The sequence below is a fragment of the Pseudoalteromonas rubra genome (assembly GCF_005886805.2).
Lineage (GTDB): Bacteria > Pseudomonadota > Gammaproteobacteria > Enterobacterales > Alteromonadaceae > Pseudoalteromonas > Pseudoalteromonas rubra_D.
Genome location: NZ_CP045429.1, coordinates 3,734,248 through 3,757,598 on the forward strand (window position 1 = coordinate 3,734,248; position 23,351 = coordinate 3,757,598).

19 protein-coding genes and 1 tRNA gene are annotated in these 23,351 nt (G+C 50.0%); 10 read left to right on the forward strand and 10 right to left on the reverse strand.

Annotated elements, in window-relative coordinates; all coding sequences use genetic code 11:
* The 7 genes from CWC22_RS15975 to CWC22_RS16005 are packed head-to-tail and all read left to right on the forward strand — an operon-like array spanning position 1 to position 11,670.
* Positions 1 to 6,750 carry a type I polyketide synthase gene (locus CWC22_RS15975; protein WP_138538748.1) on the forward strand — a complete coding sequence of 2,250 codons (6,750 nt, stop codon included), beginning with the start codon at positions 1 to 3 and terminating at the stop codon, positions 6,748 to 6,750.
* Between the two features lie 7 nt (positions 6,751 to 6,757).
* The gene (locus CWC22_RS15980) at positions 6,758 to 7,807 is read left to right on the forward strand and encodes an NAD-dependent epimerase/dehydratase family protein (protein WP_138538747.1); all 1,050 of its coding nucleotides are present in this window, start codon (positions 6,758 to 6,760) and stop codon (positions 7,805 to 7,807) included.
* A complete protein-coding gene (locus tag CWC22_RS15985) occupies positions 7,804 to 8,652 on the forward strand; it encodes a thioesterase II family protein (RefSeq protein WP_125560703.1) in 849 nt (282 codons plus the stop codon). The genes CWC22_RS15980 and CWC22_RS15985 overlap by 4 nt, the downstream gene beginning before the upstream one ends.
* On the forward strand, positions 8,649 to 9,095 hold the full coding sequence (locus CWC22_RS15990) for a hypothetical protein (protein ID WP_125560705.1): 447 nt from the start codon (positions 8,649 to 8,651) through the stop codon (positions 9,093 to 9,095). The genes CWC22_RS15985 and CWC22_RS15990 overlap by 4 nt, the downstream gene beginning before the upstream one ends.
* Positions 9,096 to 9,122: 27 nt before the next feature.
* Positions 9,123 to 9,608 (forward strand): 3-hydroxyacyl-ACP dehydratase FabZ family protein, encoded by a 486-nt coding sequence (locus tag CWC22_RS15995; protein WP_138538746.1) that lies wholly within the window; start codon positions 9,123 to 9,125, stop codon positions 9,606 to 9,608.
* On the forward strand, positions 9,605 to 11,377 hold the full coding sequence (locus CWC22_RS16000; RefSeq protein WP_125560710.1) for a fatty acyl-AMP ligase: 1,773 nt from the start codon (positions 9,605 to 9,607) through the stop codon (positions 11,375 to 11,377). The genes CWC22_RS15995 and CWC22_RS16000 overlap by 4 nt, the downstream gene beginning before the upstream one ends.
* A gap of 47 nt (positions 11,378 to 11,424) precedes the next feature.
* Entirely contained in the window at positions 11,425 to 11,670 is a 246-nt protein-coding gene (locus CWC22_RS16005) for an acyl carrier protein (protein ID WP_138538745.1), read from the forward strand.
* A 140-nt stretch (positions 11,671 to 11,810) separates the two neighbouring features.
* On the opposite strand, the gene CWC22_RS16010 is transcribed toward CWC22_RS16005, so the two are convergent.
* The 4 genes from CWC22_RS16010 to prfC form a co-directional block, all read right to left on the reverse strand.
* Positions 11,811 to 12,575 carry a TatD family hydrolase gene (locus CWC22_RS16010; RefSeq protein WP_138538744.1) on the reverse strand — a complete coding sequence of 255 codons (765 nt, stop codon included), beginning with the start codon at positions 12,573 to 12,575 and terminating at the stop codon, positions 11,811 to 11,813.
* Between the two features lie 11 nt (positions 12,576 to 12,586).
* Positions 12,587 to 13,225 carry a pyridoxamine 5'-phosphate oxidase gene (gene pdxH, locus CWC22_RS16015; RefSeq protein ID WP_138538743.1) on the reverse strand — a complete coding sequence of 213 codons (639 nt, stop codon included), beginning with the start codon at positions 13,223 to 13,225 and terminating at the stop codon, positions 12,587 to 12,589.
* A 93-nt stretch (positions 13,226 to 13,318) separates the two neighbouring features.
* Complete coding sequence (gene argS / locus CWC22_RS16020; protein ID WP_138538742.1) at positions 13,319 to 15,061, reverse strand: arginine--tRNA ligase; 1,743 nt, start codon at positions 15,059 to 15,061, stop codon at positions 13,319 to 13,321.
* Between the two features lie 198 nt (positions 15,062 to 15,259).
* Complete coding sequence (gene prfC, locus CWC22_RS16025; protein WP_058796282.1) at positions 15,260 to 16,849, reverse strand: peptide chain release factor 3; 1,590 nt, start codon at positions 16,847 to 16,849, stop codon at positions 15,260 to 15,262.
* Between the two features lie 294 nt (positions 16,850 to 17,143).
* On the opposite strand from prfC, the gene CWC22_RS16030 reads away from it, so the two are divergent.
* Both CWC22_RS16030 and CWC22_RS16035 read left to right on the forward strand, forming a co-directional pair.
* Positions 17,144 to 17,884, forward strand: a complete 741-nt coding sequence (locus CWC22_RS16030; protein ID WP_138538741.1) for a thioesterase II family protein — start codon at positions 17,144 to 17,146, stop codon at positions 17,882 to 17,884.
* A 65-nt stretch (positions 17,885 to 17,949) separates the two neighbouring features.
* Positions 17,950 to 18,909, forward strand: a complete 960-nt coding sequence (locus CWC22_RS16035) for a zinc transporter ZntB (RefSeq protein ID WP_138538740.1) — start codon at positions 17,950 to 17,952, stop codon at positions 18,907 to 18,909.
* 35 nt (positions 18,910 to 18,944) lie between these two features.
* Here CWC22_RS16035 and CWC22_RS16040 read toward each other — a convergent pair.
* Positions 18,945 to 19,019, reverse strand: a tRNA-Arg gene (locus CWC22_RS16040).
* A 221-nt stretch (positions 19,020 to 19,240) separates the two neighbouring features.
* On the opposite strand from CWC22_RS16040, the gene CWC22_RS16045 reads away from it, so the two are divergent.
* Positions 19,241 to 19,423, forward strand: a complete 183-nt coding sequence (locus CWC22_RS16045; RefSeq protein WP_010384046.1) for a helix-turn-helix domain-containing protein — start codon at positions 19,241 to 19,243, stop codon at positions 19,421 to 19,423.
* A gap of 97 nt (positions 19,424 to 19,520) precedes the next feature.
* Here CWC22_RS16045 and CWC22_RS16050 read toward each other — a convergent pair whose 3' ends face one another.
* The 5 genes from CWC22_RS16050 to CWC22_RS16070 all read right to left on the reverse strand — a co-directional run bounded on the left by CWC22_RS16050 (position 19,521) and on the right by CWC22_RS16070 (position 23,212).
* Complete coding sequence (locus CWC22_RS16050) at positions 19,521 to 20,309, reverse strand: phosphotransferase (protein WP_171045090.1); 789 nt, start codon at positions 20,307 to 20,309, stop codon at positions 19,521 to 19,523.
* Complete coding sequence (pnuC, locus tag CWC22_RS16055; protein ID WP_138538769.1) at positions 20,296 to 20,916, reverse strand: nicotinamide riboside transporter PnuC; 621 nt, start codon at positions 20,914 to 20,916, stop codon at positions 20,296 to 20,298. Before pnuC ends, CWC22_RS16050 begins: the two co-directional genes overlap by 14 nt.
* Positions 20,916 to 21,170: a hypothetical protein gene (locus CWC22_RS16060; protein ID WP_125560726.1), complete on the reverse strand. Its 255-nt coding sequence runs from the start codon at positions 21,168 to 21,170 to the stop codon at positions 20,916 to 20,918. Before CWC22_RS16060 ends, pnuC begins: the two co-directional genes overlap by 1 nt.
* 30 nt (positions 21,171 to 21,200) lie before the next feature.
* On the reverse strand, positions 21,201 to 21,737 hold the full coding sequence (locus CWC22_RS16065) for a nuclear transport factor 2 family protein (RefSeq protein ID WP_230090584.1): 537 nt from the start codon (positions 21,735 to 21,737) through the stop codon (positions 21,201 to 21,203).
* Positions 21,738 to 21,835: 98 nt separating this feature from the next.
* Positions 21,836 to 23,212, reverse strand: coding sequence for a Gfo/Idh/MocA family protein (locus tag CWC22_RS16070; RefSeq protein WP_138538738.1), 1,377 nt, complete (start codon positions 23,210 to 23,212; stop codon positions 21,836 to 21,838).
* Positions 23,213 to 23,351: the final 139 nt, after the last annotated feature.

Sequence of the window (23,351 nt, forward strand, 5' to 3'; positions counted from 1 at the left end):
ATGCTAAATCACCCGTGCTTTTCTAAACTGGCAGGCCAGGAGGCGCCTGCTCACTTGGTTGAATTACTACAATGGCGCAGCGATAAGTTTGCGTCTCAGCCTGCTTACCATTTTGTGAGCGGGCCAGGCAAACCGGTTCAATCGCTCACCTATGGCGAGCTCTTTACGGCAGCGCAACAGCTGGCAGTAAAATTACAGCGTCAGGGGGCATGCAATGAGCGAGTCATCTTGCTCAGCGAACCCGGCCTGGATTATATAATCTCCTTTTGGGGCTGTGTATTGGCGGGGGCTATTGCAGTGCCCGCATTCCCGCCAGTTATTGCCAGGTTGGAACAGACCTTGCCCAGGATCGAAGCGATCATTTGTGACTGCCAGCCAAAATATGCGCTGGCTTCAGACAAACTGTTGAGCAAGCGATCAAAAATCACTACAAAATCAGAGGTTTTTGCTACCCTAAGCTGGTTGAGTGTACGCGAACCAGCACAGCCCAAACAAGCACAAACCGACTGGCAGCCAGTGGCACCTTCTCCCCATGCCACAGCCTTTTTGCAATATACATCAGGCTCCACTTCCACCCCCAAAGGGGTGGAGGTCAGCCATGCTAACCTTATTCACAACTCACAGGCCATTTTTCAGGCACTAGATGGAGACAATACCTTTGTCTCCTGGCTACCGCCTTATCACGATATGGGCCTGATCGGTAACATCATACAAGTTGTATACGGTGGTGGCTGGGGCTACTTTATGGCACCTAACACGTTTTTGCGTTACCCACAGTTATGGTTAGAGCTCATTTCAACCCATCGCGCGCGCGTCTCTGTGGCGCCTAACTTTGGTTATCAGCATTGCGTCAATAAGCTTACTGATGAACAAGTTAACGCTTTGGATTTGAGTTGCTGGCAACATGCACTGTCCGGTGCCGAGCCCGTTCGCTTCGCCACTATCCAGGCATTTCAGAAACGTTTTGCCCCGGCAGGCTTTTCCGAGGCCACTTTTCAGCCTTGTTATGGCCTCGCAGAGGCTACATTGATCGTGTCCGGCGGTAAGCCAAAACACCGCGCGAGAAAACTCAACCTCGACAGCCAAGCGCTGCAAGCTGGACAGGTGCTCACTGCACAGCACCCTTTAAATGCCATTGAATCTGTAGCCTGTGGCAAAGCAGCACTGGATACCGAGATCGCCATCGTTAACCCAGACAGCTGTGAGCGTGTTTCTGGGCAACGCGTAGGTGAAATCTGGGTGAATGCGCCAGGCGTTGCCAAAGGGTACTGGCAAAAACCCGACATATCACAAGCCACATTTCATGCTCATATTCGCAATGAAGCTGACAAAACCTATTTGCGCACCGGCGATTTGGGATTCATTGACGAACACGGTGAGCTACACATTACCGGCCGAAAGAAAGACCTGATTGTGCTGCGGGGCAAAAACTATTTTCCCAATGACATTGAAAACATCGCACAGCAGAGCTACGAAGGTGCCATCGGCAAAGCCATCGCGTTCAGTATTACTATGGCAGGGCAAGAAGAGCTGGTGGTTTTGCTCGAAGCAAACACCACCAATGAGGATGCACTGGTAGACCTGGTTGCGCGGGCCCGCCAACGCCTTGCTGAGCCGCCTCTGGCCCTGACACCTTATGCCGTATTAGCAGTAAAAAGTGGCGCGATACCACAAACATCAAGTGGAAAATTACAACGCTTTCAGGCCAAAGAGTCGTTCTTAACTTTTGCAATGCCTTGCTTATTCGCCAGTGTTGTCGCGCACGACCTTGAAACCACGGTCGCACAGGACAGCCCTGACAAACAACCCAAAGACTTGCTGCTGAGCCAGTTGGATGCCCTAAAAGCAGAGCCAGTAGAGGTGACGGCGAGCCCCACATTCGCCGACCTGGCGCTGCAGTTTGACGTGGTTTGCCAGCTGGATAACATGATAAGCACACGCTTTGCCACGCAGAGCCACCTCTGTGCTCTGTTGCAAAATCCAACTTTGTCGCATTGGCTTGCCCTGCTGGAAACAGCCGACACGAGCTCATCCTCACCTCATCAGAGCATTACAAAAACGCAGATCCGTACTCAGCTAATACACCAGCTAGCTCAGCTCACAGGCTTGCCTGCAAGTCATATTAACCTAAACCTTAGCTTTAGTGAGCTGGGTCTGGACTCAGGCAACAGTGTTAAACTGGCAAAAGCACTCGGGGAAACATTCGGGCTGACACTGTCAGACACATTTGTCTGGGAGGCACCCACTGTCGAGCAGGCTATTGAACTACTTAGCCAACAATTATCTGGCCCGACTCCAGTTGCAGCGGCTACGCAAACTTCCCATTCACAGTCAGATAACGGAGCCATTGCAATCATTGGCATGGCTTGTCGCTTTCCACAGGCCAATGATCTCAGCGAGTTTTGGCAATTATTATGCTCTCAGCGCGATGCCATTACTCAGGTGTCGCCTGATCGCTGGCCAGACATGAGTATGGTGAAAACCAAAAGTGGCTATAGTGTTCCCTTGCTTGGTGGTTTCCTCGACCAGGTCGATGGATTCGAACCCCAAATTTTTGGCATTTCACACCGTGAAGCCAGTAAAATGGATCCCCAGCACCGCTTATTGCTCGAAAACAGCTGGCAGGCACTCGAGCATGCAGGCATTGCTCCTAAGTCAATTGCAGGCAGCAAAACGGGCGTATTTGTCTCCAGTGGGCCTCAGGAATACTGGCAACTGCAAAGCCAGAATCTCGCAGAGCTGGATATTCACAGCTGTACCGGCGGCTCTCAAGCCGTTGCCGCAAATAGAATTTCCTATTGTCTTAACTTAACCGGCCCGTCGCTGACAATCGATACTGCCTGTTCCGGTTCCCTCGTCGCAGTGCATCAGGCCTGTGAAAGCCTGCGCTGCGGCGAATCAACCATGGCACTTGCGGGTGGCGTTAATTTGATGCTTAAACCCGATCTCACCGTTGCCTTCACCGAAGCTCAAATGCTATCACCGCGTGGCCGGTGTGCCACATTTGACCAACATGCCGATGGCTATGTCAGGGGTGAGGGGTGTGGCATAGTTGTCCTGAAGCGCCTGACTGATGCCTTACGTGATGGAGATCCAATTCTGGCACAGATTGCAGGCTCAGCGGTAGGACATGATGGTAAAAGCAATGGTCTGACGGCCCCGAACCCGCAAGCACAGCACCAGGTCATCGAGCAAGCGCTCACAAACAGTGGACTCTGTGCGAGTCAGGTTGGGTTGATTGAAGCGCACGGTACAGGCACACCTCTTGGCGACCCCATTGAGGCTAAAGTACTGGCTAACATATACAATTCTCGTCAGACGCCAACCAGATGGCTTAGCTCAGTGAAAGCCAACATAGGACACCTGGAATCTGCTGCGGGCATCGCCGGCTTGATCAAAGCGGTTATGTGTGTCCAGCACGGCAAAGTCCCCGGCCAGTTACATTGTGCAAACCCCACTGAACGGATCGACTGGGAGCATGCTGAACTGACGATCCCAAGCCACACACAAGCCTGGTCAGAAGCGCATAACAACCCCAGAACCGCAGCTGTCAGTTCTTTTGGCTTTGGCGGCACCATCGCTCATCTGCTAGTGACTCAAGCGCCGGATGATCATCGAGAGTGTGCAGCTCCCGAAACTCCGCAGTTACTTCAGCTATCTGCACGTACGCCAGCTTCTGTGTCCGCTCAAGCGAATGCAATCAGGCACTTCATCGACCAAAACCCGGATATTACTCTGCCTGATATTTGCCACACACTGTCAGGCGCCAGAGACACTTTTGAGCATCGCTTCAGCACTGTGGTTGACTCAATGCAAGCTTTGTCTCAGGCGTTGAGCGACCTGGAGCAGTCAGATCACAGTGTCACTCAGCCCGTAACATCGGACAGTAACAAAGTTGTCTTTTGCTTTTCTGGGCAAGGCAGTCAGTTTACTGCGATGGGGAAAACCCTGCTCAACCAGCCGGTGTTTAAAAAAACCTTTGCACAATGCAACAGACTGTTCGCCCAGCATGCGCAATGCGAGTTGTCACTGGTCGAGCTATTGCACGAGGACACAGATCCAACCTTGCTGCGCAACACTGCTATTCAGCAGCCTTTAATATTCGCGCTTCAAGCCAGTTTAGACAGCCTCTGGAAAGCACAAGGTGTCACTCCGGATTTGGTTCTGGGTCACAGCCTGGGTGAAATAGCAGCCATGTATAGCGCACAAAGTTTATCCCTGTCTGATGCCATGCAGCTAGCAATCAAACGTGGCCACCTGATGGCACAAGCGCCCACTGAGGGCGCCATGCTCGCCTGCTTAGGTGAAGAAAGTGCTCTGACAAAGCTGACTCACACACTCAATGAACACCTCTGGCTAGCCGCTGATAACGCCCCAGGTAACCGGGTCTTTGCGGGACCACGTGCCCAACTGGAGGCCCTGAAGCAATCACTGCCCATGACAGTAGAAGGCTCGTGGTTACCAGTCTCCGGTGCGTTTCATACCCCGATGATGGCTGATGCTGCGGCGCAATTGCAGCAGTTTGCAGAGCAGTTCGAGTTTGCCAAACCCGCCATTCCGGTTATCTCATCGGTCACCTCTGAGATACTCACTCAGCGACCCGATGGCGCGTATTTGGCCAGACAAATGAGGGAACCGGTTCAGTTCAAACGTGCTGTGGAAAGGGCCTTAGTGCACCAGGGCAAACTTTTTATTGAGTTGGGCCCAGGACGGACTTTGCTTAATTTCGCCTTAAAAACAGCACAAATTAATAGTCAATCCATTCACGGCTTCCCGTCCATTGTAAAACGTCAGGATGCGTATTCAGCGCAGCTGGTTTCATTGGGAAAACTGTGGCAACTCGGATACCCGGTAACAACGACCCCACATTCACACTCAACAGGAAAACGTATAAATATGCCATCGTACCAATTTGACAGAGATTCGTATTGGAATCAGCCAGAAACAGCTGAGCCTGTAGCCCAAACGAGGCCAGCTACCCCACCAGCCGGCCAGGAAAGCTCGCTTATGCAGGCTGCTTTGTCTTTATTCCAATCTCAGTCTGCCGTGCTACAAAGCCTTGCAGGTCAGCCTCAATCTACGGCACATGCCATGACTGCCACGCAGGTACAAGCACAAGCAACCTCTTCTCAGAATACTGCGATAACGCAGCCGGCTCCTGCTGCGCAAGTTAGTCGTGAGTCTAGCCATGCAACATTGGTGTCGTTGCTTGCCTCTATCGCAGGCTGTGCACCAAGCGACATTCATGATAACGATAAATTGCATAGCCAGCTGGGGCTCGATTCATTAATGGTGAAACAGCTCACTAAACAACTGAAACAAACGTGGCCCGAACTAAGTCAGTTCAAAGCGGAACAACTAGAACAGGACCCGAGTGTGGCTGAGCTAGTGGCAATTGTTGATGCGCAGCTAAATCCTCATCCAACTCAGGTAACAGCGTCACTACCGAATGCCGCGATGAGTTGGCAGGCTCAAGCGCCAGCCCAAGCAGAAGCGACCGAGGAGTCACATACCGTTGTCCCGGAAACTGACTTTGAACAATCGGAGGAGTATCAGACTCACATCGCACGTCTCAACATGATCAATGCAATTGGCGAAAACCCCTATGGACGGATCCATCAGGGACTTAACTCTGGCCGGGCAACCCTGAATGATGTGGACGTGCTGAACTTTGCCTCATTTAACTATTCTGGTTTATCTAACCACCCGGAAGTCATCGCAGCTACTCAGGCGGCCGTTGCACACTACGGTACATCTCCTTCTGCAACGCCTCTGTTATTTGGCGAAACCCCACTGCATCATGAATTGGAATCCGAAATTGCCGATTACCTGGGCTGTGAGGCCTCTGTGGTATTTGCCAGTGGTCACAGCACCAGTGTGGCTGTGATTGGACACATTATGGACAAACAGGACTTGGTGATCCATGACCAGTGGATCCATGACTGTGCGGTACGCGGCGCGATGCTATCTGGTGCGCAACGTCGTTCATTTGGCCATGATGACTGGGCCGAACTAGACAAGATCCTCAGCAAAATCCGCAAGTATTATCGCCGCGTCTTGATAGTCATTGAGGGAGTCTACAGTCAGGACGGTGATATTGGTAATCTGCCAGAGTTTATCCGTATTAAGAAGCAACACAACTGTATGCTGATGATAGACGAGGCTCACTCCATTGGCGTACTCGGCAAAACCGGCGCCGGCGCTGGTGAATACTACGATGTAGTGCGAAGTGACGTCGACATCTGGATGGGGACTTTAAGTAAAGGACTCGGCAGTTGCGGCGGCTACATTGCGGCGTCCAAAAACTTCATTCAATTTCTGAAATATACCACGCCATTGCTTATTTTTAGCACAGGTATCACCCCAGCGAATGCTGCCGCGGCCCTGGAAGCAATCCGGGTGCTAAGACGCGAGCCTGAGCGTCTGGAAAAACTTAAGAGCAATGCAGCCTGGTTCCTCGCCAGGGCACAGGAGCTTGGGTTTGACTGCGGCCCAACAACGCATTCTCCCATTATCCCAATCATTGTCGGGGAGTGGGAAGTTGCCATGCTCTTGTCTGCCAGGCTGCGCGAGAAACACATCAATGTTATGCCAATCGGCTACCCCGCAGTAGAAAAGCATCGTTGTCGACTGCGTTTCTTTATGAACGTTGAGCATACCCGTGAAGAACTGGAATTTGCGCTGCAATCCCTGCTGAGTGAAATGACCCAACTTAAAACAGAACAATTACCCGAAACAGAAAGTGTATGAGGCAATAATGGATTCAAATACAACATATGACGCCCTGGTTACCGGGGCAACAGGTTTTATCGGCAATCACATGGTGCATACTTTGCTAGAGGCGAACAAAAAAGTGCGCGTTCTGGTGCGCCAATCGCCAAAATGTAAAGTGCTTGAAGGCCTGCCGGTTGATATTGTCTATGGCACACTGGAAGATCGGGAAACCCTGATCGCAGCGGCGCAAAACGTCAAAGTGATTTATAACTGTGCCGGTCTCTCCTCTGACTGGGCTGCTGATGACGCATTTTTTGCTGCCAATATCCGTGGTGTAGAAAACGTTCTGGCTGCGCTGGAACATTCTGACGCCGAACGCCTGATCCACATCAGTACATCTGATGTATACGGTTACCCTAAGTCGCCAGTGTCGGAAGATTATGGTCCGCAAAATATTGGCCTGCCTTATAACCGCAGCAAAGCCGAAGGTGAAGAAGTGATCTGGCGCGCAGTTCAAGAGCGTGATGTGCCGGTGACGGTGTTTCGTCCCGCATCCGTATACGGTCCCAGATCCATGGAATGGGTAGTAGAAATAAGCCGCCTGATGCTAAATAAGGAAATGGTCTTGCTAGATGGGGGACATTCTCATGCAGGCTTAGTGTATGTGCGTAACCTTACCGAGGCAATGCTACGTGCGGCTGATATACCAGCCGCAGCAGGACAGGCATACAATATCCGGGATGAAGGTGAGCATTCTTGGAAAGACTTTGTAGAGGGGATGGGGCAATGCTTTAAACCTCAACACTGGAAGTGTATGAAAGTCCCCGCGAGCCTTGCCTTTGGCTTTGGCTACCTGATGGAGAAAATCTATGCGTTGCTCAATATCAAGTCTCGCCCGCTGCTAACGCGCCATGCCGTGCACTTGCTCAGCAGAAATCAAGGCTTTCCAATTCATAAAGCTAAATCAGAACTGGGGTTCGAAAGCTGGGTCAGCTTTGAAGCAGGCATGGAGTTAACGCGTGAATGGATGCGCTCAGAAGAAGGTAAAACCTGTATTGCTCCTGAGACTCAGAAGCGGGAAGCCTATTTATGAACCAATTGCTGTTCGAACAGCCAACCCGCTTGCCAGCCCAGCCGAGGCCCTCACCGGCTGACCAATGGTTCGTCGGGTTGGGCCAAAATCCGGCGGCGACGCTGAGATTATATGCCTTTCCTTTTGCCGGCGGTGATGTGAGCGCTTTTTACCATTGGCGAAACAGGTTGCCTGAACATATAGAATTGGTATGTGTGCAGTTACCTGGCCGAGGCAAACGGGCAACAGAGCAAATTGCGGATAGCTTCGATGCGTATCTGGCACCGCTCTCCCAGCTCATCGAACAGCAAAACATGCCTTTTGCATTTGTCGGTTACAGCATGGGCGCTTTGCTGGCCTATGCGGTTATTGGCCACTTGGCTGAAAACGGTATGGCCTTGCCACAGCACTTTTTTGCTTTGGCATGCTGTCCACCAACACGACACACTTTTCGCTGGCAGGAAATGTCGGACGGCGAATTGATGAACATCTTGCGCAGATCCGATCCCAAATGGATGGCTGATGTATCTGAACAGGAACTGCAGGGGCACTTGAGTGTACTCAGACCTGATTTACATCAATGCCAGCACTTCGTGCAACATGGTGCACATCCGGAGATCAACATACCGATAACCACCATTGCAGGCACCGAAGACCAATTGGCCATGCCGCACGACATGGCTATGTGGCATCGACTCACCCGACAATCGTGTATCAACCACCGACTGAAAGGGGGACATTTTTTTATGTTTCACACTTCATCGCATGCTTTGCTGCACATTTTATCAAAAGCACTGGCATTACCGGCAAGCTCAACACGCGTCGTGCCATTCACACACTTTAATTCGAAGGAAACTTATTCATGAACGCAACTCAGAAACTTTCCAAGGCCCAGCTATACAGCGCCATTTACGATTACTTCGCAGCTGGTATGTTTGCCTTACCAATACTCACGGCCTGGTATCTTGCCGGCCCCTTACAGGAAGCACACACTCTGTTTGGTGCCACAGGAGATTACCCTCAGTTTTCAGGCTTTCATTTGCTATTTGCTAATTTATTTGGTGGCTTCGCCATCATGTGGTCGACGTTGAGGATCGTCAAACGAGAGCCCATTTTTGGCATGTGCGATGGCTACCTCAGACTGTATTACGGCAGCTTAATGTGCCTCTATGTATTTGCCTTCGACACCAGCCGTATTCTGTACTTATTCATCCTGATTGAGTTTTTCTGGAGTTCAGTACAGCTGACTTTATATTACAAAGCGAAAAAAGAGCAAACAAACGGATTTGCAGCTGCCGCGGCCGCATAAAACCCGAACACTAACAAGGAAACGTCAATGAACATAGAAAAATTCTTGATGCTGGATGAGATAGTCTCTGTTTCGGATGATCGCAGCAGCTTAACTGCGTACAGCGCGGTGCCAAGCACTGCGCCTTTATTTGAAGAACACTTTCCAGACGCCCCTATTTTTCCCGGCGTACTGTTGACCGAGGTAATGGCGCAAGCCGCAGGCCACCTCACTATGGTCAACAACAACTTTGAAGCCATGGCCATTCTGGCAAAGATAAATAAAGGTAAGTTCATAGGCATCGTTCAGCCTGGGGACAAATTGCGCTGCAAAGCGATACTCACAAAATGCGAGCGCGGCTTTTCTCTGTGCGATGTCCGTTTATTCAATAACGAGCAACTCTGTGCAAGTGCAGAACTTAGAATGAAGGTACTGCCCTTCCCCACAGACAATGCCAAACAGCTGCTCATAGAGCGCCACAACAAACTACGCCAATGTTTAACTTCAAATCCGGATATTGAGTACACTGTATGATTGATTCAACGACTATGCCAGCAACCTCCTATCAACCCGATGCGTTGCCTACGTTCGTAGATATTTTAACTAAAAGAGCTAGCAAAAATGCAGATGATACCGCACTGGTCTTTTTACAAGACGGGGAGCAACAACAAACTCCGATGACATATCGTATGTTGCATGATCAGGCCCAGCAATTCGCGTGCGGCTTACGTGCACAGGTCGCAAGAGATGACAGAGTCATACTGCTTTTTCAGTCTTCCTACGAGTTCGCGGTGGCATTTTTGGGCTGTATGTACGCCGGGGTGATTTCGATCCCCTTACCAATCCCCGGTCGACGTAAAAGTGAGTGGACGCGTATGCAAAGCATTGTTGAAAATGCAGACTGCAAGCTCATTGTGTCCATCGAAAAGCTACTCCCCAGGCTTCACAAGCATGAAGCGACGCACTTTGAGAGCACGCTCGGTAAATATGTGTCTTATGAGACACTCGCCTCCCACCCTGAGCGCTCTGACTTTATTCCGGTGGTCACACAAGGTAGCGACATCGCCTTTTTACAATATACGTCCGGCTCAACTGGTGCGCCAAAAGGGGTGGCGTTGACCCACGATAATCTGATAGAGAATCAACTCCTGCTCAAAAAAGGGTTCCGTAATTATGGTAACTCGGTGTACCTGTCCTGGTTGCCACTCTTCCATGATATGGGCCTGATCGGTAACTTCATGCAGGCCATTTATATTGCTCAGCCGTTTATTTTTATGGCTCCCAATGCATTTTTACAAAAACCTTATCGGTGGCTTAAAGCCATCTCAGATTATCGAGTTCGGGTATCTGGTGCCCCCAACTTTGCTTATCAACTGTGCGTCGATAAGATCACTGATAGCGAGCTGGAAACACTCGACTTATCGAGTTGGGAGGTCGCATTCAATGGTGCCGAACCTGTCAGAGCCAGCACGCTCAAGCAATTTGCAGAGAGGTTTAAACGCTGTGGGTTCAAAGCCGATGCACTGTACCCATGCTATGGCACCGCAGAGTCAACATTGATCATCAGTGGTGCGATAGAAGCTTCGGAGCCAGTTCTGTTGCATGCAGACAGAAGTAGCTATGAACAGGGACGGATTGTGCCACTTCAAACGCAAAATGAAGAGAGTATCGTATTGGTCGCCAGCGGCACACCACTCATCGAAAACTCCATCGCCATTGTTTGTCCGGATACCCAGACAAAACATGATGAATTGCACATAGGAGAAATCTGGCTTACCAGTCCGTGTAATGCACCGGGATATTGGGCAAATCAAAGCGCCTCGACCAGAGCGTTCAAAAATCGCCTCGCAAACTCCTCTGATGAGCGAGACTTCCTCAACACCGGTGATCTTGGCTTTTTATACCAGGGCAATATCTATATCACAGGCCGCTCAAAAGATCTGCTGATCTTCAATGGGCGGAATATCTACCCTCAGGATATAGAAGCGTGTAGTGAGCTTGCCCATGCTGCGTTAAAGCCTGGTCGCTGTGCCGCTACATCTCTCTATAAAGATGACAAAGAGCGACTGGTCTTAGTCCATGAGCTCAACCGTTTGCATGCCAGAGAAAGCGACTATAACGAAGTGTTTGAAGCAATTCGGATTGCCGTCTACAAAGAATTTGCGATCCCGGTCCATGCAATTGCGCTGGTATCTCCCTCATCCGTTCCAATGACTTCCAGTGGCAAAATACGCCGCCAAAGCTGTAAATCTCAGTTTATTGAGCAGCAATTGGACCTCGTTGCGAGCTGGACTGAATATTAATAGAAACAACCATATATCAAGTCATTGACTTAACTAAAGGACATACTATGACATTACAACAAATCCGTACACTGATCATCAGTTGGGGTAAAGAGAACGTCAAAGGTGACTTCTCTGAGCAGGATCTTGAAAACGATATCGCGTTACTGGGCTTAGACTCCATTGACGTGGTTGAGTTTTGTGAATATCTGGAAGAGCAGTTAGACATAAGTGTTGAGCTGGACTGGGTGATGGAATTCGAAACCCTGGCAGCACTCGGTGAAGAACTGACAACAACCGAAAGCGCAGTGTAGTCTGCGCACACTGCCACTTAACAATATCGCATACCTAATGATGTAAAGTGGTATAGGGAAAGAATGGACGTCACTACATTCTTTCCCCCCTGCCAACAGCTCAGCTCTCAACACAGGAGCGCAATTTAACTGAGCATTGCTCAGCAGCTAAACAATGATTGCGACGAATTGTATAGAGTTTCCGCTATCTTTTCGGGCGATTCATCCCGAATAGTACAGAGTTGTTCAAACACCTCGACCACCCGTTTTGGCACATTGGGCTGTCCCTGATAACCCGCTAACGGCATCGATGGTGCATCTGTCTCCAACACCAATGCTTGCAACGGAACTTGCGCCAGGGTTGTACGGGTTTTCGCCGCTCGCGGATAACTGATGGTGCCACCCACACCGAGTTTAAACCCGAGCTTCAGATAACTCTGCGCATCTTGCAATGAGCCAGAGAAGGCATGAATAACACCTCCGTTTTGAGGGGGGCACTGTTTAAAAGCCTTGGTCAGCAGGTGATGACTTTTGCGATGATGGACAATCAGCGGCAGACGGAGGTCATTGGCCAGCACTATGTGCTCAATAAACAGGTGCTGCTGCGCAGTAACATCATCGACCATGCCATCAATACCACACTCACCAATCGCCACCAGCTGCGAACGATGCAAATGGGCAAGCGCCGCTAAGTCAGGCATATCCGTGGCGCTGTGTTGTGCCATAAAGTAAGGATGAAGGCCAAAGGCGATGTGCACGCCCGGGTGCAGCTGGGCGAAAGCAGGCAAAGTGCGGCACTGCTTCAACGTTACCCCGGGCACCACCCACTGCCCAACACCCAGTGCCTGCGCCTCTGTCAGATGGTGTGACAAACGGTCTCTGAATTCTTCAAAATCGAGATGGCAATGGGTATCAATGAAGCGCATGGGATATGGCACTAAGGGTTAAGGCGTTCAACCTGCCACTGCCCATTGGCATCTTTACGATACATAAAGCGGTCATGCAAACGATGCTCTCCCCCTTGCCAGAATTCAATCTGATGAGGTTTAACACAGTACCCGCCCCAGAAGTCCGGCAACGGAATATCGCCTTTCGCGAACTTGCTTTTCATGCTGTTGAAGGTCTGCATCAGGGTCTGACGAGAGGAGACCGGACGCGACTGGGCTGAAGCCCAGGCAGCAAGCTGGCTTTCTTTTGGACGGGAGAGGAAGTACTTAGCCACCGCAGCTGTCGGTAGCGGTTCGGCTTCACCATACACTATCACCTGACGCTCCAGATTGTGCCAGGGAAAATGCAATGAAATCTTGTTATTACCTTTGAGCTCTTGTGCCTTACGCGACCCGGTGTTGGTGAAAAAGACAAAACCGTTGTCGTCTACCTGTTTAAGCAACACAATCCGCTGTGACGGCTGACCCTGCTCATCCACCGTGGCCACCACCATGGCGGTCGGGTCGCTGAGGTTTGCATCCACGGCCTGTTGCAGCCAGTGTTCAAACTGCACTATGGGATTGTCATCGAGCTTCTCGCGGGAGAGGCCATCTTTAGTATATTCGCGACGAATATCATCAAGTTTCATGGTGGTCATTCCTTACATAACACAAAAGGCCGCATTAGTGCGGCCTCAGTCTAACATAACGTGATGCATGCATTACATGATCTCACGCAGGACTTACATCTGCTCCATCACCTCGATGCCCAGCAGTTCCAGACCTGTGTGAAGTGTTCTGGCAACCAGATTACACAACAACAGACGGCTTTCACGTACTTCAGCAGACACATCGTCTTTAAGGATTGGACAAGCTTCGTAGAAGGTCATGTACAGACTCGCCAGCTCGTACAGATATCCACATAGTACGTGTGGTGTAGCTTCGCCGATCATCAGATCCAATACTTCTTCAAGCTGCAGGAGTTTCAGCGCAAGCGCCTTTTCCTGTGGCTCTACAATGTTGATGCTGCCACTGAGCGCCGCGCTGTCTACTCCGGCTTTGCGGAAAATACTGCGCACACGGGTATACGCATACTGTAAGTAAGGTGCGGTTGCGCCTTCGAAGCTCAGCATAGTATCCCAGTTGAAGATGTAATCACTGGTACGGTGCTTCGACAGATCGGCATATTTCACCGCGCCAATACCCACTTTGCGGGCGATTTCAGCACGTGCTTCTGCACTCAGCTCAGACGCACGGTCGGCTAGTTTTTCGCTGGCACGGCTAACCGCTTCATCCAACAGTTCAGCCAGCTTGACTGTACCGCCTGTACGGGTCTTGAACGGCTTACCGTCGCTGCCCATCATAGTCCCAAACGGACAGAACTCATAGCTGGTTTCGTCGCGCAGCAGGCCCGCTTTGCGTGCAGTCAGCTCAACCTGGTTAAAGTGCAGGCTCTGGCGGGCATCCACAAAGATCAGGATGCGCTCAGCGCCCAGCTCGTTGGAGCGATAGTCACACGCAGCCAGATCGGTCGTGGCATACAAGAAACCACCACCCGATTTTTGCACGATAAACACCGATGGCTCACCATCTTTGTTGGCCAGCTCATCCAGGAACACCACCTGCGCGCCCTGATCTTCAACCGCAATGTTTTTCTCTTTCAACAGTGCGATGATCCCGGCCAGACGATCGTTATAGGCACTTTCAGCCATAATGTCATCGCGCGTGAGCGTTACATTGAGCTTTTTGTACACTTCTTCAGAGTGCTTCACTGAGGTGTCGATAAACAGCTGCCACAACTTCTGACAGTGCACATCGCCGCCTTGCAGCTTAACCACGTAATCACGTGCTTTGTCTGAAAACCCTTCTTCGTCGTCAAAACGCTTCTTGGCATCACGGTAGAAAGTTTCTAAGTCCGCCAGCGCCACGTTTTCCAGATCAATGCCTTGTGCCAGCATATCTTCCAGGTGTGCGATCAGCATACCAAACTGTGTGCCCCAGTCGCCCACGTGGTTCTGACGCGTGACTTTGTCACCACGGAACTCAAGCGCACGTACCACGGCATCACCAATGATGGTAGAACGCAGGTGACCCACGTGCATTTCTTTGGCCAGGTTAGGCGACGAGAAATCGACGACCACGTTTTGCGCCTGAGCATGCTCAGCCACGCCTAGCTTGGCATCCTGATTGGCCGCTTCCAGGCTCGCAGCCAGAAACTCCGGCTTAAGGTGAATATTGATAAAGCCCGGGCCGGCAATTTCAGTTTTTGCAGCCACATCGCTGACATCCAAATTATCAATGATCTTCTGAGCCAGCTCTCGCGGGTTAGTTTTTAGTGCTTTCGCAGCGCCCATTGCGCCATTAATTTGATAGTCACCAAACTGCGCACGGGTGCTTTGCGTTACCGCCGGATTGGTGCCTTCAGGGATCCCTGCCGCGGCCATCGCAGACAGAGCTTTTTCAATTAGAATACTTTTAATGTTCATTGTGTTTCCTTTGGGTCAGTGCCAGCCTGGGCACTGAGCAAACATCATCGGCGCCTTGGGGCGCCGGAATAAAACGCAGCTTTAAACAGTCAGCGAACAATCGGATCGAATACACTAGCTTATAGGACGCGCCAGAGCCAAATCAACCCGAAGCATGACTTTTGGGACCATCAGGCAAGCCGGATGGCCCACGTTAACTTAGTGTTCGCGCGTCTGATGGAACTGAACGTCCGGATAACGTTCCATCGACAGGTTTAGATTCACCCGGCTTGGCGCGATATACGTCAGGTTATCGCCTCCATCTAGTGCCAGGTTCTGCTCACACTTACGGCGGAATTCGGCCAGTTTTTTCTCGTCTTCACAATTAACCCAACGCGCCGTCTGAACGTTAACGCTTTCGTAGATCGCATCCACGTTGTACTCAGACTTCAGTCGTGCCACGACCACGTCAAACTGCAGCACACCGACCGCGCCTACGATTAGATCGTTGTTGATCAGCGGGCGGAACACCTGTACGGCACCTTCTTCTGATAACTGTACCAGACCTTTGAGCAGCTGCTTTTGCTTGAGTGGATCTTTAAGGCGGATACGGCGGAACAGCTCAGGGGCAAAGTTCGGAATACCACTGAACTTGAGTTTTTCACCCTGAGTGAAAGTATCACCAATCTGGATTGTACCGTGGTTGTGCAAACCGATGATGTCACCGGCAAAGGCTTCCTGTGCGCGTTCACGATCACCTGCCATAAAGGTCACGGCGTCAGAGATGCTCACTTGTTTACCCAAGCGAACATGGTTCATCTTCATGCCCTGAGTGTATTTACCTGACACAATACGCATAAAGGCGATACGGTCACGGTGTTTCGGGTCCATGTTAGCCTGAATTTTAAATACGAATCCGGTGAATTTATCATCATCTGCACACACTTCGCGCTCATCTGTTTGACGCGGCAGCGGTGACGGCGCCCACTCAGTCAGGCCATCGAGCATGTGATCCACACCAAAGTTACCAAGGGCGGTACCAAAATACACCGGCGTCAGTTCGCCACTGAGGAATAGCTCTTTATCGAATTCATGTGAGGCACCAATGACCAGTTCCAGCTCTTCACGCAGCTGCTCTGCCAGGCTTTCACCGATGGCGGCATCCAAGTCGGCGTTATCTAACCCCTTAATGGTGCGCACTTCCTGAATGGTATGGCCCTGACCCGTTTGATACAAAATGGTCTCATCACGGTGAATGTGGTACACCCCTTTGAACTCTTTACCACAGCCAATCGGCCAGGTAACTGGCGCGCACATGATGTTCAGTTCAGTCTCAACTTCGTCCAGCAGCTCCATCGGATCGCGGATATCACGGTCCAGCTTGTTCATGAAGGTCACGATAGGCGTATCGCGTAAACGGGTGACTTCCATTAGCTTACGGGTTCGATCCTCAACACCTTTGGCCGCGTCGATGACCATCAGACAGGAATCCACGGCAGTGAGCGTACGATAAGTATCTTCCGAGAAGTCCTCGTGTCCCGGGGTATCCAGCAGATTAACCAGGCTGTCGTTGAACGGGAACTGCATCACAGACGTGGTTACTGAGATACCACGCTCTTTTTCCATGTCCATCCAGTCTGATTTTGCGTGCTGGTTAGAACCACGGCCTTTTACTGTACCAGCCTGTTGCAGGGCCTTACCGAACAAGAGTACTTTTTCTGTAATGGTGGTCTTACCCGCATCCGGGTGCGAGATGATAGCGAAGGTACGTCGCTTGTTTATTTCATTGAGGAAAGTCTGATCTGCCATTAGTCAATTCTTTAGGTTATACGCGGATCCACACATGCTACGCAAAGTGTGCGCATGACACTTTGCAGGGTCATCCGGCGGGTTCATTTTTAATCATGCACTATTTTCGCCGATCTTGGCGCTTTTAACAATCAGTGAAGGTCAGTTACGTCATGATTTCGTTCAATATCGGGTCAAATTCCCCATGCTTCACTCGATGCCAAAAATGGGATATGAATATTTCTTGAATAAAATGACTTGCTTGGAGGTCGTCTGATAGGATAGTTCCTAATTTCAGATAAAAGATATAACAACATGAACAGCAAGCTTTTTGTAATACCGAAACCAAACCCCAATGCCAAACTCAGACTGTTTTGTTTTCCTTATGCTGGCGGCTCACCCGCCATATATATGCCATGGAACAGTGCGCTTCACCCCGATGTAGAACTGGTGCTATTGCAATTTCCGGGTCGTGGTGCACGCATGGGAGAGTCTGCTCATGTGACCATGCAACAAAAAGTGGATGAGCTATTGGCATATCAGGCCTTTTTGACCGAAAAGCCCTATGTACTCATGGGGCACAGTTTGGGTAGCCGAGTGATTTTTGAAGTCACGAAACATCTGGTTCAACAAAACGCGCCGTTACCACGCCACCTAATCGCATCGGGCAGCCGCGCCCCACACACCAGCACAGACAAGAAGCGCATTTACAACTTGCCCCATGATGAGTTTGTTGAAGAGCTTTATAAACTTAATGGCACACCCAAAGAGCTGCTGGAACACAAAGAGCTGATGGAGTTACTGCTCCCCTTATTGAGAGCTGATTTTCAAATTGCCGAGTGTTATCAGGCCCAACCTGTCAACCTGCCCTGCCCTATCACTGTGTTTCATGGCTATGATGATATCGAAATCAGTGCCGAGCAACTGCACGGCTGGCAGGATTTGAGTGAACACAAAATTGACATTCATTACTTTAATGGTGGCCACTTCTTCATCAATCAATGCAGTGATGAAGTGATCAGTCAGGTCAATCAGGTACTACACAAAATACTGTAATTTGATTTGCCTAAGTGGGTAAGTTGGCCAAAGATAAACACATTCATGTGTATACAGGTAATAAGATGGAAGGCTTACTTCATGCGCTCATGCTGGACGGCCAGGGTGGCGCAACCCCGATATCAGATTTAACGCAGGCACTCAAAGACGAGGTGCCGCTTTGGCTGCACTTTGACTACACAAACAACGCAGTTCAACATTTCTTGAGCCAGCTGGACTTTCTGCAGGAATGGGAGTGGCAAGCTTTGCTTGCAGAGGAAACCCGACCTCGTGTGACCCGTGCAAGTCATGGGTTGCTGTTGTTTTTACGCGGCGTCAACCTTAACCCCAGGCAAAACCCGGAAGACATGGTCTCAGTGCGCTGCTTTATAAATAAAAACGTGCTGATCACTTGTCGTAAGCGCGTGTTGATTTCTATCGAAGAGCTACACAGCGCATTACTGGACGGTCAGGGGGCTCAGTCAATCAGCGACCTGATCTGCGCCCTGATTGATCGCCTGACACACCGTATGCAGGACACATTATGGCAGGTCGAAGAACAGCTGGATGAGTTTGAAGAGCAACTGGATAAAGAGGAATGCCAGCCTGACTACCATCAAATTACCTTGCTACGGCGTCAGGTTATCGCCTTAAAGCGCTATATCAAACCACAGCGTCAAGCTATCTATGATTTGATTGATACTAAGGTGAACTTTCTGAGTCTTGAGCAGCGCCGCTTACTCGGCGAGGCAAATAACACCCTCAGCCGCTATATTGAAGAGCTCGAAGCCAGCATTGAACGGGCACAGGTCCTGCAACAAAGCATTACCAATCAGCTTAATGAGCAGCTGAATCAGCGCATGTACATAATGTCTGTGGTCGCTGCCCTGTTTTTACCGTTGGGCTTTTTAACCGGTCTATTGGGGGTCAACATAGGAGGCATTCCAGGCACAGAGAATCCCTGGGCATTTACAATTTTCATACTTGCATTGGTGATATTAACCATTGCTGTAGGCGTTTTGTTTAAACGTCGGAAATGGATATAAAATGCGGAATTTAGAAGCATAGATGTGGCGTAAAATGGCGCTCTCGCTAGGGATCGAACCTAGAACTTGGCCTCCGGAGGGCCACGTGATATCCATTTCACCACGAGAGCAACATCTTAGTGGTGCCAATAATAATCATATCCAGCCGCAAATACTAGTCATTGTTGTCTATATGCTTAATTTATGGTCTAAAACTCGAAAAAAGACTTCACACAGAGCGAAATTCACGATATTTAACTATGCTTAGAACAATAACAATAATGACGACCTGTTAATACACGGAAAATTGGTCTCCTGTATTAACACGACATCATCCTGAGAGGACCGTATTATGACTCCAATGACCACTGAACAAGTTGCTGAATTTTTAGATGTTAAAGTGGAGCGCGTCAGGCGACTGGCACGCGAAAACCTGTTAGTTGCCAAACAACAGGATGAGCAGGGCGAACCCATTTTTGACAAAGATGACGTAGAAAAATACAAAGAACTGGCAAAACGACTAGGCGGCATTTAAGCGCAACAGAAGCGACGCCGCCTTCCCTATATTGCTTCGTGACCAGACTAATAAAACGCCCGACTGATGCTCGGGCCAAATGGTCTGTGCGAAGCGACTAACGACACCACGCCTTCAACAGGAGCAGTAAGGGGTCAACATACGAGACCAGCCCGCGTCGCTGATACCAGGCAAGACAGAGCAGCAGGTAAATTTCCACATAGCAATGTAGCTTATCCTCTGCATACTCTGGCAACGGGATCTCTGCCAGACTGAAATAGCGCTTCAGCATCTGATTACCTTCACGTACAGACAGCGAAAAAGAGACACATAAGGCCGCCAAATCAAAATATCGGTCGTTGTATTGCGCGTATTCAAAATCGATAAACACGGGTCCCTGTGCTGTTACCAGCATATTGTCTTTGACCAAATCATTGTGGCAAAAGCAGATATCAGGCTCAAACTGCGCCCGCCTTCGACCTAAAGCAGACACATCAAACTTCCCTTCGAGCACCAGAGCGGCCTCACAGAGCGCCGCACTCAGGTCAAGTTGCCCGCTCTGGGGTCGCACAAAACCATGTAACGTGTGCAGGTTTACTAACAAGCTATCGCTCAGGCAGAGCGGCTCATCTTGTTGTGGTAAAAATTCAAACAACGCCAGCCGGGTCTGAACATGGTAACCTGCCAAAGGCTGTGCCACGCCAAGGAGAGCCAGCTGTCCCTGCGCTTCCAGCGCCTGGACAGGCATTGTGCCTGAATAATGCTTAAGCAAATAACCTTGTTGCGCCTGCTCAAGATAGTAATTTTTATTACTTAACCCTTTGTTGAGTGGACGCAGTGCACTGATGCTAAGAGCGGGGAAAGCTTGCCTGATCAGTGCACTCAGCTCAGCATCAAAGCGCGGCAAGCGGTTTGCCCTCTTTTTGTTGATGTACTTCGTACCAACGCACATACCCCCAACAGACCACTATGGTGTAAAAACCAAACAACACCAGGGTGGGGTAATAGCCTTTGAGATAGTAAAGATACATAGACGCCGCATCGATCACTACCCAATACAGCCAGTTTTCCAACACTTTACGGGCAACCAGGTAAGTGGTTACCACAGCAAAGCAAGTCGTCAGGCTATCCAGATAAGCCAGCTCAGCATGAGTATACTTATCCATCACATAACCAATGCCCAACGCCACAAGTAATGTGCCCAAAATAATAACGCTATGTCGAGACAAGGACCAGGAAACGATTTCCAGGGATTTATCCTGTCTGCCACTGCGCCACATCCACCAGCCGACTACCGCCATGAACATATAGTAAAAGTTCAGCAAGGACTCCATCAGCAACGCACCATTCCAGTACATCACGGTATAGATAAAAGTACTGACAAACGCCGCAGGCCAGCACCATGAGTTTTCCCTTATCGCCAGCAACAGGTAAGCGGCTGATAAGATCACGGCCAGATACTCCCACACTGACATGGCAGTGAACCCAGCCAAGGTTTCAGCTAGCCACTGCATCATGATTGGGGCGACAGGTCGCCACTGATGAATTTACAGACAAACACGATTTTGCCAAACTGCTCAAACGAGCGCTTCATTTCTGCAGATAGAGTATCCATCAGCACATCATAGTCACCAAACACCTGAGTAGACATGGTATTAGTGAGTACTTTCAGCTCCGGGTGCTGATTCAGGCGCTCGATAAAGTCTTTGATAAAAGGGATATAGTCAGCATGCAATGGATATTTGCTGATCTCGACAGAGAGTTGCATCACAGTGTCCTCGTCAGAATTATAAAGGAGTTAGTTTGCAGGATAATTTAAATTGCTGCCACCGTCCGTTAACGAGCGAGGCCTGTAATTGATCCAATCCTGCTGATAGGCGATCTTATTGTCCGGGTTAAAGTGTAATACGGTCGTGAAACGCCAGGGGCCCATTTCCCGACCTTCATACTCAAAGCGCACATAGGTGCCACGAATAACGGCACGACGTTGCTGCTCGTCTAAGATCACCTCGCTGAGGGTATATGTCTGTTTCCCATCCAGAATTTTGACATTCCCGGCAGACCAATTAAAAAACTCGGCCAATGCCTGTTTATCCTTGACAGCAAAGCCATAAATCATGTCTTCCAGCTGAACATCGTCGGCATAAAAGGACAAAAATAAAGCAAAATCCTGACGTGCCTGATAGGTCGCTATGTAGTCATTGAGTACTTGTCTGAGCGCACTCGATTCGCGCGCTGACGCTCGGGTATTATCTGTCAGGCCACAGCCAGCAATCAGGAAGGTTACCAGCAACACAAGACATAGGGTGAGCTGTGTGGTGAATGTGCCGCGCAAATCTACCTCCGGGTATGAATATCAGTCTAAAGTGGCCCTCGAGTAAGAGCCCGGTGATTATATCATACCCGAATAGGATGATCTGTGCCGGCACACAACTAAGCGCCAACTATGCCTAATGGCTTGGCACTTTGCCAGGCACCACGGGTAAAATCAGGAATGGTTACAGACTCACAGCGGTTTGCCACAGACAATGCTGACAAAGGCGAAATCACCGACCAGGCAGCACCATCATAGACATCCTGATCTAACGGTTCGCCATTTCTCAGACAGTAAATCATCCGCCAGAACATCAAAAAGTCCATGCCTCCATGACCCCCATTGCGCTCGGCTTCTGCACCCATTTTCAGCCACAGAGGGTGATCATATTTGGCATACCAGGTACTCATATCTTCATCCCAGTTATGAAAAGACCCTGTGCCGCCATGTTCTAGCGCAATGCGATTCGGGAACCCGGCAAACACCCCGTTGGTGCCCTGGATCAAATTATGTCGGGAGTAGGGGCGCGGCGTTGTGGTATCGTGCTGGATCATAATAGAACGCCCTTTGACCGTTTTTACCAAAGTCGTATTCATGTCACCGGCAACATATCGCCATTGATTACGCTGATGATCCGATGCAAATTCGCGCTGAGCATAGGCAGCCCGGCCCAGTGCCGGTGAACTCATGGAAGTCAGAAAATCAAATCGATCACCCCGGTTAATATTCATATACTGAGATACCGGCCCTAAGCCGTGGGTGGGATAGAGGTTGCCATTACGCTTAGTATGCCACTCTGTGCGCCAGGAGCCGGTTTTATGTTCCAGCTCTTTCATCTGCCAGCGCAGCTCATGAATATACGCAGCTTCACCATGTAACAGTTCCCCAAACAGGCCCTGTCGTACCATGTTCAATACCATCAACTCATCACGACCGTAGTTGACGTTTTCCATCATCATACAGTTTTTCTGAGTCCGTTCTGCGGTATCAACCAATTGCCACATTTCTTCCACCGTCAGGGCCAGTGGCACTTCAACAAAGGCGTGTTTGCCGCTCTCCATGGTGTCGACTGCCATCGGCGCATGCCAACGCCAAGGTGTCGAAATAATAACGATGTCAATATCATCCCGGGCAAGCATTTCCCGATAAGCAAACTCTGACCCCTGATACAGGGCTGGGGCCTTCTCTCCCCGCTCTGTCAGATAATTCGCTGAACGCAGCAAAACTTCTTCATGCGTATCACATAAGGCAACGATTTCAGCGCCTTCAATATGGCTCATACGCTTCACATGGCCATAGCCACGTTGACCCACACCAATAAAACCAACACGAACAAGGTCCATCTTTGGTGCAATCAATCCAATGACTGATTTTCCCTGTCGCTCAGGCGTAGCCTGAACCGGATCGACTTTACTTTGTGCGCAGCCTGAAACGACTCCGGCAGCCGCGGCAACTCCCGCCGCCTTAAGAAAATCTCGGCGATTTAAATTTGTCATTATTATTGTCCTCGAAGATACTTCCTGTGCACGCTAACGGATTGTATCCTGGGTTGCAAAAGCGTTGCGATAAACAGAGATTTAATCGGTACAAATTTGTTCTCTGATACAAAAAAAGCGCCAAAAGGCGCTTTAACTT